The sequence below is a fragment of the Arenimonas sp. genome (assembly GCF_019459675.1).
Lineage (GTDB): Bacteria > Pseudomonadota > Gammaproteobacteria > Xanthomonadales > Xanthomonadaceae > Arenimonas.
Genome location: NZ_JAIBFH010000404.1, coordinates 1 through 12,195 on the forward strand (window position 1 = coordinate 1; position 12,195 = coordinate 12,195).

Consider the following 12,195-nt stretch of genomic DNA (forward strand, 5'->3'; position numbering starts at 1 on the left):
GCGTGCATCCCCGCGGGGATGCACGCGCTGGCCTGGCCCGCTTATTTCGCCGGCGGATCAATGCGCGGCTGGGTGCCGTAGTAATGGTGGATGCCCTGGCTCCAGGTGGGGTTGCCCATGTCCGGCCATTCGTCCTTGTCGAAGCCCGGCGCGGCCTTCAGCCTTTCCTTGTCCACGTCCAGCACGAAACGCTTGTTCTTGGTGTCGAGCTGCAGCGCTTCCCACGGCACCGCGAACGGCTTGCCGCCCATGCCCAGGAAGCTGCCGAACGTCAGCACGGCGTAGCTGACGCGGCCGGTGCGGATGTCGAGCATGATCTCTTGGATGTCGCCCAGGTCTTCGTCCTGCTTGTTGTAGACGTCGTTGCCGGTCAGGGTGTTGGCGCCCATCAGTTCGGGGCCCGGGCCCTTGTGCACGATCGATTCCACGCCGTTGCTGCGGTGCGTGCGGTACATGCCCAGGGTGTCGCGTTCTTCGTAATTCATACGGTGCTCCGTTGTGCGTTGCCGCCGATCGCGCCGGCGACGGAATGTCGCGAAGCGGCCGGCAAGGGTGCACAGTGCGCGGCGCGCGCGCAGAGTTCCGTTCGCCACCGCACTTCGGCGGCCCTCGGGCGTGCGGCACCAGACAGACCGGGTTCATCGCCGGCGCGGACACTGGAGCTCGACCCCGCGCCCCTGGATTGCCGATGAACTACGTCACCGCCGCCGACAACACGCAGCTCTACGTCAAGGACTGGGGCAGCGGCAGGCCCGTGGTGCTGATCCACGGTTGGCCGCTGTCGGCCGACAGCTGGGATGACCAGGCCATGGCGATCGCCAGCGCGGGCCATCGCGCCATCGCCTACGACCGCCGCGGCTTCGGGCGCTCGTCCCAGCCCTGGGACGGCCAGGACTACGACACGCTGGCCGACGACCTGGCCGCCGTGCTCGATCACACCGGCGCAGACGATGCCGTGCTGGTGGGCTTTTCGATGGGCGGCGGCGAGGTGGCGCGCTACCTCGCCCGATACGGCGCGGCGGGCATCCACAAGGCCGTGCTGGTGTCGTCGGTGCTGCCGTTCCGGCTCAAGACCGCGGACAACCCGGGCGGCACCGACCAGGCGGCGTTCGACAAGACGGCCCTGGCGCTGAACGAGGACCGCGCGAAGTTCTTCACCGGATTCTTCGAGAAATTCTTCGGCGTGGCGGCCGGCACGGCGCCGGTGAGCGCGGAAATGCTGGCCTGGGCCCACGGCATCGCCATGCAGGGCAGCCTGCGCGCGACCCTGGAGGCACTCAAGGCCTTCTCGACCACCGACTTCCGCTCGGACATGGCCGCCTTCACCCTGCCCACGCTCTTCATCCACGGCACCGACGACGCCACCGTGCCCATCGACGCCTCGTCGCGCCCGGCGGCGGCGATGGTCCCGGGCAGCACCCTCATCGAATACGACGGTGCGCCACACGGCCTGTTCGCCACGCACAAGGCCCGACTCACGCGCGACCTGCTGGAATTCATCGGGGCATGAGTGCGCGGCGAATGCTGGCGTGCTGCCTGTACGTGGCGGCCCTTTCCGCGTGTTCGCAGGCCACGCACGAGCCGCTGCCGTCCGGCATCGGCGGGTCGCCGCCGCTGCCCGCCCCCGAGATCTCGCTGCTGCCCACGGTAAACGCCGCCAAGGCCGTCGGCTGGGAAGCCCATGAGGTGCCGCTGGCGGCCGCGGGGTTCGAGGTGGATGCCTTCGCGCGGAACCTAAAGCACCCGCGCTGGATGTACGTGCTGCCCAACGGCGACGTGCTGGTGGCGGAAACCAACGCGCCCCACCGCCCCGACGACGCCAAGGGCATCAAGGGCTGGATTGCCGGCAAGGTGATGGCGCGCGCCGGCGCCACGGTGCCCAGCGCCAACCGCATCACCCTGCTGCGCGACGCCAACGGCGACGGCAAGGCCGAAGTGCAGGTCACCCTGATCGACAAGCTGTCGTCGCCCTTTGGCATGGCGCTGGTGGGCGAACGGCTGTATGTCGCCAATTCCGATGCGATCGTCGCCTACCCCTACCGCGACGGCGACCTCCGCATTGACGCCCCAGGAGTGACGCTGGCCGCGCTGCCGGCCGGTACCATCAACCACCACTGGACCAAGAGCCTGGTGGCCAGCGCCGACGGCCGCACGCTGTTCGTCGGCGTGGGCTCGAACAGCAACATCGCCGAAAACGGCATGGACAAGGAAACCGACCGCGCGGCGATCCTGGCGGTCGACGTCGCCAGCGGACGCAGCCGCGTGTTCGCCTCGGGCCTGCGCAATCCGGTCGGCATGGCGTGGCAGCCGCAGACCGGCGCGCTGTGGACGGTGGTGAACGAACGCGACGAGCTGGGCAACGACCTGGTGCCCGACTACCTGACCTCGGTTCGCGACGGTGATTTCTTCGGCTGGCCCTACAGTTATTTCGGCGCACACCTGGATCCGCGCGTCGCGCCCCAGCGGCCCGACCTGGTGGCGCGTGCCCGCGCGCCCGACTACGCCCTGGGCTCGCACACCGCCCCGTTGGGCCTGGCCTTCTACGATGCCGATCATTTCCCGGCGCGCTACCGCAGCGGCGCCTTCGTCGGCCAGCACGGCTCGTGGAACCGGGAGCCGCGCAGCGGCTACCAGGGGGTGTTGGTGCCGTTCGTCAACGGTGAACCCAGCGGCGTCATGGAGCCCGTGCTCACCGGCTTCCTCGACGACGACGGCCAGGCCCGCGGCCGCCCGGTCGGCGTTGTCGTGGACAGGAGCGGCGCGCTGCTGGTGGCCGATGACGTGGGCAACATCGTCTGGCGGCTCAGGGCCGTGCGGCCTGAACCCGGCGCCTGATCCCGCACCGACCGATCACGCGCAAGGGGCGCCGCTTAGATAAGATCGGCGGCAGTACCGTCGGGAGAGAGCGCATGCGGCAACGGCATCGAATGGCCGCCCTGGTGGCGTTGTTGGCGCTGGCCGCACCGGCTTGGGCGCAGGTTCCGGCAAGACCCGTGGTACTGACCGAAGCCGGCGCCGTGGCGGGATCTTCAGAGCTTGGCGTGGAGGTGTTCCGCGGCCTGCCGTATGCCGCACCCCCGGTGGGCGACCTGCGCTGGCGCGAGCCGCAGCCGATGCCGTCCTGGCGGGGCGAACGCGACGCCAGGCTGAGAGCCAATGCCTGCATGCAGAAGCCTGGCGCATCGCTGGAAGGCGGCGGCGACCCCGGCCCACTTTCAGAGGACTGCCTCACCCTCAACGTCTGGACGCCCGCCGGCGCGGGTACGGCCAAGCGGCCGGTGATGGTGTGGATCCACGGCGGGGCGTTGGTTTTCGGTGGCGGCGGCGTGCCGCTGTACGACGGTGCAGCGCTGGCCCGGCGCGATGTGGTGGTGGTGACGATCAACTACCGGCTGGGTGCCCTGGGCTTTTTCGCCCATCCGGCGCTGGGCGAGCGCAGCGCGATGAATTTCGGCCTGCTTGACCAGATAGCGGCGCTGCAGTGGGTACAGCGCAACATCGAAGCCTTCGGCGGCGACCCGGCCAACGTGACGCTTTTCGGCGAGTCGGCCGGTGCTCAGAGCGTGCTGGCGCTCTATGCCTCGCCCCTGGCGCGCGGCCTGTTCGCGCGCGGCATCGCCCAGAGCGCCTACGGGATCCCCAGCCATACCCGGGAGAAAGCCCGTCGCGCCGGCATCGCCGTCGCCGCGGCCACAGGCCTGGCGGGTGCCGACGCATCGCTGGCGCAGCTGCGGGCCGTGGCCCCGGAGCGCTTCTTCGGTCTGAGCGACCCGGCCACGAACCTCGCCCCGGGCTTCATCGTCGGCGACGAGGCGCTGCCCCGGACCATCCTGGAAACCTTCCAGGACAAACAGCAGGCGCCGCTGCCGCTGGTGATCGGCAGCAACAGCGATGAAGCCACCGTAGCCACCGCCTTCGGGCTGGACCCGGCCAAACTGATAGAGCGGCTGCGCGCCGGGCGCGTGCTGGTGAAGCCGCTTTACCCGGGTGTTGATGACAATGATGCGCTGGGCCGCTACCTGGTCCGCGACCTGGCCTTCACCGCTTTCGCACGGCGCATCGCCTACCTGCAGTCCAAGCGCGCACCCACCTGGCGCTACTACTTCAGCCACGTGCCCGAAACTCAGCAGGCCGGCGCGACAGGGCTCGGCCACGGCGGAGAAATCGCCTTCGTACTGGGCACGGCCGACACCTGCGGCTGCATGCCGGCACCGTTCACGGCCGTTGACCACGCGCTTGCCGGGCAGACCGCGGCTTACTGGCTGGCCTTTGCCCGCCGGGGTGATCCCAACGTGGCCGGGGCCCCCACCTGGCCAGCGGACAGCGCGCGCCGGGCCAGGGTGATGGAGTTCGCTGCCCAGCCCGTCGTGCGCGAAGGCTTCATGCAAAGGCGCCTGAATGTGCTGATCGGCCTGCTCAAAGCCGCGGGCGGCGTGCTCGGGCCGGACTGAGCTCCGGCGGTATCCCGGCTCAGCAGACCCGCACCAGCGCGTGCTCGCGTTCGGCGATATAGCGGCCGTCCAGGGCGTAGCCGCTGCTGCGGCCGTAGCCAGTGCCCAAAGCGCGCTGGCGGTAGCGCGGCGCGACAGGGGCCGGGGCGGCGCGGGCCGCGACGACCACCGGAGCGGCCGGGACGGCCTTGGGCTGCTGGGCCAGCGCCGGACGGTTGGGGAAAAGGCGGTAGAAATCGCTGAGGGTCTTCATGATCGGGCTCCGTGAGTTGGTGTGTTGGTAATCTACAACACCTAATCACGCCCACCATGGGCTGGAAGTCACTCCCTGCCGTTGGTCATGGCTGGGCTCCGGTGCGAGCGGTGATGTCGAGCAGTCGCTGGGCGCTGGCCTGGGCCTCGCGCAGCGACGGCGCCAGCGGATGGCCGGGAAAGGCACTCGCGCAGGCCCGCAGGCGATTACGCGCCGCCTCTTCCTGGCCCAGCCGGTCCGCCATCAGCGTGGCGGCGGCCAGCACCACTTCCGGGCAGCGGTCGCTCCCGGGGAAGCGCGTCTCGAAGTCGCGGGCCAGCGCAACGGCGAGTTGCGCCTGCCCGGTGTTCACCGCCTGGGCAACCAGCCGCGCGACGTCCTCGGCCAACGCGGGCTGGAAGTCTGCGTCGTGCGCAAGGGTTTCCGTCGCCACGGCCAGCGCGCGCTTGTCCTTGCCCGTCTCGAGCAGGCGGCTGATGTACTCACGGCTGTGCCGCACCAGCCGCGGCGTGTCGCCCGCCGCTATCACGCACTGCCGGTAGCGGTCGTGCAGCGGGTCGGACGCGCCGCGGCCAAAGAACATCCGCTCCAGCAGGTCGGCGGCCGCCGCATGCCGGCCATCGGCCGCCAGCGCCTCGGCGCTGGCCACGGCCTCGTCTTCCAGGGGATTGGCAAAGGTGGCGCGCGGGATCGCCGGCGCTACGTCCAGGCCGAGGACTTCCTTGTTGTCGTGGATCAGGCAGCCCAGCAGGTGGTAACCGGCCACCAGGACGTACACGCTGACGAAGCCGGCGGGCAAGCTGCCCATGTCGTTGGGCAGCAGTGCGAAGAAAATCGCCTGTGCCACCAGCGACACGATCACCAGCCCGGCAAGCACCGCGGCGACCGCGAAATACGCCCCGCCGATCCGCCCGATCAGGTCCCCCCACGCCAAGGGATTGAGCGCGCCCGGAAGGTAGCCATTGATGGCCACCAGGATGATGGCGGCCGGCAGGAACAGCACCGCCAAAGCCAGCATCACCAGCGCCGGCACCACGCCGACCCAGGCCAGCACGGCGAACATCGGCGCGAAAACCACCATCGCCAACAGCAGTTGATGCATGGCCTGGCCATCGGTCGCCATCAGGTCGTTGCCGCCGAAGGGCTCCAGCCGGCCGTGCGCGGTGTTCAACAGGGCCTCCACCGCCAGCTTGAAGCCCATCACCCAGAACACCGCCTCGAACAGCAGGCCCAGCAGGTTGGGCAGGTGCGACAGCAGCCGCAGCAGGCACAGCCCACCGATCATCCACAGCATCGACGACGCTGCCGGATAGGCGAGGATCGCCGGCAGGCGCTGCCACAGTGGTTCGGTGCGGGCGGACGTGGACCTCATCGGGCAGGCCTTCGTGATGGGATGGACAACCCGCAGGCTAGTGCCTGCGTCACGCGCCCGTCAAAGAAAGCTTGATGCCACCCTCGCTTGGTGCGGAGTGGCCGCGCCGGTGCGCGCCCGCGTCAATCGCGTTTTTCGTGCGGCGACCAGACGATGTTCACCGAGGCCAGGGTGTCGGTCCGGTCGCGGTTGCCCGGCGCGTCGGTGTTGTGGCGCGCCTGCAGCGCCGCCTTCAACGCCAGCGTGCGGTTGATGCTGACGGAGATGCCGATGTCGTTCTGCAGGAAGGTATTGTCCTGCGCGGCTTCCACCAGCAGCGTGTTGAAGAAGTTGGTGCTGTCGGTGATCTGATGCTTGTAGTCGGCGAACCCGCGCAGCAGCGCATCGCGCTCCGACTCGCCCGAGTCGGCCAGGCGGGCGCTGCGTATGCCCGGGCCGGCTTCCAGCAGCAGGCGGCGGCGGTCGGTCTTGAAGGCCTCGAAGCCGTAGTTCACCGCCAGGGTGGCCTGGTATCGGTAAGCGGAGAAGTCATCGTTTTCGTAGCGGCCCACACCGCCCAGGTAGCTGCGCTCACCGAGCTTGCGGGCCGACTTGGCGCCCAGCTCGACGCGGTTGGCGGTGAGCTCGTCGCTCGATTCGGCGCGCAGGGCGGCGGCGTAGTAGTCGTGGGTCCAGGCCTCGTCTTCGCCGCTGAGGGCGAATTTGCCGTTCACGCTGGTGGTTTCAGAGTTGCCGGTGGTGTTGACCACACCCAACTCGGCGGTGGGCTGCCACTGCGCATGGGCGGCAAGCGGCAGGGCCGCCAACAGCGAAAGCGAGAGGAAATAGCGGTTCATTGGCGTGGATTCCGGGGACGGGCGGCCTGCCATTAAACCCAAGCGCACATGAACCAAGGCCCAGCCGCGGCCACCAGAGCGATCAATCGATCTGCGCGATCCGCCAGGTGTTGCGACCCGCTGCCTTTGCCGCGTACAGCGCCTCGTCCGCGGTAACCACCAGGCGGTCGGCCGACAGCGACCGCCGGCTGAAGGCAACACCGATGCTGGTGGTCACCGTGAGGCTGGTGCCTCCCAGGTCGACGGGCTGGGCCATCGTCGCGATCACCTTGGCGGCAACGCTTTCGGCATCGGCCGGTCCTTCGACGCCCTCGACCAGCAGCGCGAACTCGTCGCCGCCGATGCGCGCGGCCAGGTCGCCTTCGCGCACGCAGGCCTTCAGCCGCTGCGCGAACTGCCGCAGCACCTGGTCGCCCGCCTCGTGGCCATGCGCGTCATTGATCGGCTTGAACTTGTCGATGTCCAGGTACAGCACCGAAAGCGGCGCTTCCTGGCGCCGGCAGCGCGCGATCGCCGCCGACAGGCGCTCGTCGAAGTAGCGGCGGTTGGCCAGCCCGGTCAGGGCATCGAACCGAGCCATCTGTTCCAGGCGGCTTTCGGCGTCCTTGAGCTGGGTGATGTCGAACGTGAAAGAGAAGAACCCGTTCTGCTGGCCATCCGGGCCAATGTCCGGCACGTAGCTGGTCTGGTAGGCGTAGGTCCGACCGCCGATGGTGGACTGGCCTTCGAACGTGACCCGCTCGCCGCGCAGCGCGGCGGCCATGTGGTCCTTGATGTCGCTGTAGATCGCCTCGCCCCGGACTTCGCGCACCGTCTTGCCGACCGCGCGCTCGTTCGCGTCACCGAACAGCCGATGGCCATGGGCATTGAGGAAGCTGTAGCGGCCCTGGCTGTCGATGTGCGCGATCAGGGCAGGAATGTTGTCGGTTACGGCACGAAGCCTGCTCCGTGCCGATTCCAGGGCCTGTTCGGCGCGGATGCGCGTGCTGACATCGCGGCCGGCGAAGACGATCTCAACGCTGCCATCGGGGTCCGCGACCCGGCGCACCAGCGCCTCTATCCAGAGGTAGTGCCCCTGGGAATGGCGCAAGCGGTGAAGGAGGGTGGTGGCGCCGCCATCGCTGGCCAGCCTGGCGATAGCCGCTTTCATGCGCGCCAAGTCATCGGGGTGCACCTGCTCCCACGACTGCAGGAGCATCTGGTCAGGATCGGAACCCAGCATGTCCCTGGCCGAGGGCGACACGTAAAGACGGGTCCCGTCGTCGCGCATGCGGATCACCAGGTCACTGGCGTTGTCGGCGAGGGTGCGGTAGCCGCGCTCGCTTTCAGCAAGCCGCACCAGCAGCTGCCGCAGCTTGCGGGTGTTGCGGCGCTGGACCACGAACAGGGTCGCCAGCGCCACCAGCGTCGCCAGACCCAGCACCATCAGTTTGGTCGCCTGCCGGTTGGCGGCGGCCAGCGCCGCCTCGCGCTCCCGCGCCAGCGCCTGTTAACCCTGCAGCCGGATAAGCTCGTTCTCGCGTTCGGCGTATTCAAGCCTGGCGCCGAAATCATCGGCCGCCTGCAGCCGCTCGTTCTGGGCAATGGCGTTGTCGAGCACCAGGTAGCGCTGGAACAAGGGCGCCAGTTCGCGGCCGGCGGGATCGAAGCGAAGCAGCACGCTGACCAGCTCGCGCGAAACGCGAAGCTCGTCGCTTTGCAGCTCGAGCATGCGGAACGATTGCTGGGCGGCGCGCAGCTCGCGCCGGGCGGCGTCGCCGTCGCCGGCGTCGGACGCCGCCAGGCCCAGCACTTCGTGGCCCAGCCCGGCCAGCTGGGAGTTGCGCAGCTGGCTGGCCATCGCCAGCACGCGCTCACCGTTGCGCCTTTGGGTCGCCAGGTCCCCCACGATACGGGCAACGCGCGCACCTTCCAGATACAGCTCCGCCTCCAGCTTGGGGTCCTCGATGCGCTGCGCCAGCACGGTGGCCGAGCGCAGCGAACCGGTGGCCGCCTCCACCTGGTCGAGCTGGGCCTCGCCGCGGGCGCGGTTTCGGAACAGGCGTGCCCGCATGGCCAGTCCCTCGTCTTCGCCCAGCACCGCCAGTCCGCGCTGGGCGTACTCGACGGAAATCGGGTACTTGCCCAGGGCGTAGCTCATGGACGAATAGGCCAGCATGACGTCGGCCAGCAGTTCGGGCTGCGGGGCCTGTTTGAGCAACAGCTCCGCGTCCCCCAGCAGCCGGGAGGCGCGGGTGTAGTCCTGCATCGCCAGGCGCGCGCGGCTCTCGGCGATGATGCCGCGCACGGCCAGATGCGGCGCGCCTGCTTCGGTGGCGGCCGCGCGGGCATTGATGCCCGCCTCGCGCTGGCAGTCCCAGTCCGCCACTACCCGACACGCATTGGCCTGCGCCAGGTAAAGCAGCGCCACCAGCCGCTGGTCGCCCGCCAGCCTGGCGCTGATGATGGCGGCGGACAGTTCGCGCAGCACCGCTTCGGGTTCGATCAGTGCCCGCAGCTCCAGCGGATGCCTTTCGATGGTGTCGGAGCGATCGGCAGCGGCCGGTGCCGACGGGGACGGCACCGCGCCCGGGGCCGCGAAGGCCGCGGCAGGGGCAAGCAGCAAGGCGAAAAGGATCAGCGCAGGGACCGACCGTCTGGTGCCATTGCCGGGTTGCACCTGCATGCCTTGCCTGCCATCGGGATGATCTCGGCCCAGATTACTCCCCGGCAAACGCCGGCAACAACCTCGATCAGTGCGACACTGCCACCGGCGCGCGGAGACCTGAATCCCAGCCCACGCATTTAGAGCATCGACCCAGCCCAATGCTGCGACCCTGCGCCCGATGAAAGCTACCCGAAGCCCCCCCCGACGGCCGCCGCACGCGCCCGAACGCACCGAGGTGGTTCGCCTGGCCGACGGACGTGAACTCTGGCTGCGGCCGGTGCACCCGGCCGATGCCGCGCCGATTGCGGGTGCGTTCGAACTGCTGGGCGACGACGAAGTGCGAAAGCGCTACCTGCACCCGGTGAAGGAATTGAGCCTTTCCTACCTCACCCAGCTGGTCAACCTCGTGCCCGGCGAATCCTTCGCGGTGGTCGCCGCCGAACCGTTGCCCCCCGGCGAGGCGCTGGTGGGAGCGCTGGCCCGGCTCAATCGCGACCCCGGCCAGGACAGCGCCGAGTTCGCCATCCTGGTGTCGCGGTTCATTGCCGGCCAGGGCCTGGGCAAGGCCCTGATGCTCCGTCTGGTGGAATGGGCCAAGGCCCACGGCATCCGCCGGATCTGGGGCGAGGTGCTGGACGACAACACCGCGATGATCGAACTGGCCCTGGCGCTGGGCTTCCGGCGCGAAACCAGCCTCGAATCACCCAACCTGCTGCACGTCAGCCTGGACCTTGATCCGACGCGGGCACGCACGCGTTGACCCGAACGCGACCCCGGCCTGGGGTAAACTCCGCGGCCCCATGACCCGTCCCCTCCTTCCCGCCGCGCCCCTGCCCAAGCCTGGCCAGCAGCGCGCCCTGTGGCGTTCCCCCGCCAGCCCGAGCGCCCTCGCACTGGGCCTGGCCGAGCTGGCGCGCCAGCGCGATGGCCTCGTGCTCGCCATCACTCGCGACAGCCACGCCGCCCAATCGCTCGAGCACGACCTCAAGGTGCTGGCCGGCGACCTTCCGGTGCTGCACTTCGCCGATTGGGAAACCCTGCCCTACGATCTGTTCAGTCCGCACCCGGACATCGTGTCGCAGCGCGTGGCGGCGCTGTACCGCCTGCCCACGGCGCGCAAGGGCCTGCTGGTGGTGCCGGTGGCGTCCCTGATGCAGCGGCTCCCGCCGCCCAGCTGGATCGCCGGCAACACGCTGGACCTGAAGAAGGGCCAGAAGCTCGATCTGGACGCCGAAAAGCGCCGGCTCGAGGCGGCGGGCTACCGCAACGTGCCGCAGGTGCTCGACCCGGGCGACTTCGCCGTGCGCGGAGCGCTGCTGGACCTGTTCCCGATGGGCTCGGACCTGCCCTACCGCATCGAACTGTTCGACGACGAGATCGATTCGCTGCGCACCTTCGACCCCGACACGCAGCGCTCGGACCATCCGGTGGATTCGGTGCGGCTGCTGCCGGCGCGCGAATTCCCGCTCGACGCGGACAGCGCCCGGCGCGTGCGCGAAACCCTGCGCGAGCGCTTCGAGTTCGACCCGCGCCGCTGCCCGCTGTACCAGGACCTGAAAGAGGGCGGCGCCCCGGCCGGCATCGAGTACTACCTGCCGCTGTTCTTCGACCGCACGGCGTCGCTGTTCGATCACCTGTCCGGCGACACGCTGGTGGTGGTGGGCGAAGGGGCTCCGGAGGCCGCCGAAGCGTTCTGGGCGCAGACCACCAACCGCTGGGAGCAGCGCCGCCACGATATCGAGCGGCCGATCCTGGCGCCCGAGGAAATCTTCCTGCGGCCCGAGCAGCTGCGCGCCACCTGGAACCAGTCGCTGCGCATCGAGGTCTGCGGCCCGCAGCACCCCCAGCGCGACAAGGCCGCGGCCATGGCAGAGCAGCCCGCGCCGTCGCTGGCGTGGAGCCAGAAGGGCGGCGACCCGGGGGCGGCGCTGATGGGTTTCCTGCGCAGCTATCCCGGGCGCGTGCTGATGGCCGCCGATTCCGCCGGCCGCCGCGAGGCGCTGCTGGAGCTGCTGGCCTCGGCTGACCTGCGCCCCGAGCCCGTGGCCGGCTGGGACGCCTTCGTGGCGGGCGATGCGCGCTTCGCCATCACCGTCGCCGCCATCGAGGACGGCTTCGCACTGGACAAACCGGCGCTGGCGATCCTCACCGAGCGCCAGCTGTTCCCGGACCGGGCCGAACAGAGCCGCCGCCGCAAGCGCGGCGCCGCGCGCGACCCGGACACCGTACTGCGCGACCTGAGCCAGATCACGATGGGCTCGCCGATCGTGCACGAGGACCACGGCGTCGGCCGCTACCAGGGCCTGGTGACGCTGGAAAGCGGCGGCGTCAGCGGCGAATACCTGCAGATCGAATACGCCAAGGGCGACAAACTCTACGTGCCGGTGGCGCAGCTGCAGCTGGTGAGCCGCTATTCGGGCGCCTCGCCCGAGCTCGCGCCCCTGCATTCGCTCGGCGGCGAGCAATGGGACAAGGCCAAGCGCAAGGCCGCGGAAAAGGTGCGCGACGTCGCCGCCGAACTGCTTGAAATCCAGGCGCGGCGGCATGCGCGCGTGGGCCTGGCGCTGCACGTGGACCGGGCCATGTACGAACCGTTCGCGGCCACCTTCCCGTTCGAGGAAACGCCGGATCAATTG

Annotated in this window: 11 protein-coding genes; 5 read left to right on the forward strand and 6 right to left on the reverse strand. The window is 69.6% G+C overall.

All coding sequences use genetic code 11. The features are described from left to right. Positions 1 to 41 precede the first annotated feature (41 nt). Positions 42 to 485 carry a PRC-barrel domain-containing protein gene (locus tag K0M70_RS13320; RefSeq protein ID WP_290782729.1) on the reverse strand — a complete coding sequence of 148 codons (444 nt, stop codon included), beginning with the start codon at positions 483 to 485 and terminating at the stop codon, positions 42 to 44. A gap of 203 nt (positions 486 to 688) precedes the next feature. On the opposite strand from K0M70_RS13320, the gene K0M70_RS13325 reads away from it, so the two are divergent. From K0M70_RS13325 to K0M70_RS13335, 3 genes are all read left to right on the forward strand, one after another. Continuing rightward, complete coding sequence (locus K0M70_RS13325) at positions 689 to 1,510, forward strand: alpha/beta hydrolase (protein ID WP_290782731.1); 822 nt, start codon at positions 689 to 691, stop codon at positions 1,508 to 1,510. After that, on the forward strand, positions 1,507 to 2,835 hold the full coding sequence (locus K0M70_RS13330) for a sorbosone dehydrogenase family protein (RefSeq protein WP_290782733.1): 1,329 nt from the start codon (positions 1,507 to 1,509) through the stop codon (positions 2,833 to 2,835). The genes K0M70_RS13325 and K0M70_RS13330 overlap by 4 nt, the downstream gene beginning before the upstream one ends. A gap of 92 nt (positions 2,836 to 2,927) precedes the next feature. Beyond that, positions 2,928 to 4,451, forward strand: coding sequence for a carboxylesterase family protein (locus K0M70_RS13335; RefSeq protein ID WP_290782735.1), 1,524 nt, complete (start codon positions 2,928 to 2,930; stop codon positions 4,449 to 4,451). 19 nt (positions 4,452 to 4,470) lie between these two features. Here K0M70_RS13335 and K0M70_RS13340 read toward each other — a convergent pair whose 3' ends face one another. The 5 genes from K0M70_RS13340 to K0M70_RS13360 all read right to left on the reverse strand — a co-directional run bounded on the left by K0M70_RS13340 (position 4,471) and on the right by K0M70_RS13360 (position 9,517). Beyond that, entirely contained in the window at positions 4,471 to 4,704 is a 234-nt protein-coding gene (locus K0M70_RS13340; RefSeq protein ID WP_290782737.1) for a hypothetical protein, read from the reverse strand. An 85-nt stretch (positions 4,705 to 4,789) separates the two neighbouring features. Beyond that, positions 4,790 to 6,076 (reverse strand): hypothetical protein, encoded by a 1,287-nt coding sequence (locus K0M70_RS13345; protein WP_290782739.1) that lies wholly within the window; start codon positions 6,074 to 6,076, stop codon positions 4,790 to 4,792. Positions 6,077 to 6,198: 122 nt separating this feature from the next. Next, the gene (locus tag K0M70_RS13350; RefSeq protein ID WP_290782741.1) at positions 6,199 to 6,912 is read right to left on the reverse strand and encodes a DUF481 domain-containing protein; all 714 of its coding nucleotides are present in this window, start codon (positions 6,910 to 6,912) and stop codon (positions 6,199 to 6,201) included. An 82-nt stretch (positions 6,913 to 6,994) separates the two neighbouring features. Beyond that, the gene (locus K0M70_RS13355; protein ID WP_290782743.1) at positions 6,995 to 8,338 is read right to left on the reverse strand and encodes a sensor domain-containing diguanylate cyclase; all 1,344 of its coding nucleotides are present in this window, start codon (positions 8,336 to 8,338) and stop codon (positions 6,995 to 6,997) included. 63 nt (positions 8,339 to 8,401) lie between these two features. After that, entirely contained in the window at positions 8,402 to 9,517 is a 1,116-nt protein-coding gene (locus K0M70_RS13360) for a hypothetical protein (RefSeq protein ID WP_290782745.1), read from the reverse strand. Between the two features lie 220 nt (positions 9,518 to 9,737). Between K0M70_RS13360 and K0M70_RS13365 the strand changes: the two genes are divergently transcribed. Together K0M70_RS13365 and K0M70_RS13370 are read left to right on the forward strand one after the other, a co-directional pair. Continuing rightward, a complete protein-coding gene (locus K0M70_RS13365; protein WP_290782747.1) occupies positions 9,738 to 10,319 on the forward strand; it encodes a GNAT family N-acetyltransferase in 582 nt (193 codons plus the stop codon). A 40-nt stretch (positions 10,320 to 10,359) separates the two neighbouring features. Then, positions 10,360 to 12,195: CarD family transcriptional regulator (locus tag K0M70_RS13370; protein ID WP_290782749.1), on the forward strand; the 1,836-nt coding region annotated here is incomplete at its 3' end.

Bases quoted from the DNA above. Each gene is read 5' to 3' on its own strand.
- K0M70_RS13320 (WP_290782729.1), bottom strand. From the start codon at position 485: ATGAATTACGAAGAACGCGACACCCTGGGCATGTACCGCACGCACCGC.
- K0M70_RS13325 (WP_290782731.1), top strand. From the start codon at position 689: ATGAACTACGTCACCGCCGCCGACAACACGCAGCTCTACGTCAAGGAC.
- K0M70_RS13330 (WP_290782733.1), top strand. From the start codon at position 1,507: ATGAGTGCGCGGCGAATGCTGGCGTGCTGCCTGTACGTGGCGGCCCTT.
- K0M70_RS13335 (WP_290782735.1), top strand. From the start codon at position 2,928: ATGGCCGCCCTGGTGGCGTTGTTGGCGCTGGCCGCACCGGCTTGGGCG.
- K0M70_RS13340 (WP_290782737.1), bottom strand. From the start codon at position 4,704: ATGAAGACCCTCAGCGATTTCTACCGCCTTTTCCCCAACCGTCCGGCG.
- K0M70_RS13345 (WP_290782739.1), bottom strand. From the start codon at position 6,076: ATGAGGTCCACGTCCGCCCGCACCGAACCACTGTGGCAGCGCCTGCCG.
- K0M70_RS13350 (WP_290782741.1), bottom strand. From the start codon at position 6,912: ATGAACCGCTATTTCCTCTCGCTTTCGCTGTTGGCGGCCCTGCCGCTT.
- K0M70_RS13355 (WP_290782743.1), bottom strand. From the start codon at position 8,338: ATGGTGCTGGGTCTGGCGACGCTGGTGGCGCTGGCGACCCTGTTCGTG.
- K0M70_RS13365 (WP_290782747.1), top strand. From the start codon at position 9,738: ATGAAAGCTACCCGAAGCCCCCCCCGACGGCCGCCGCACGCGCCCGAA.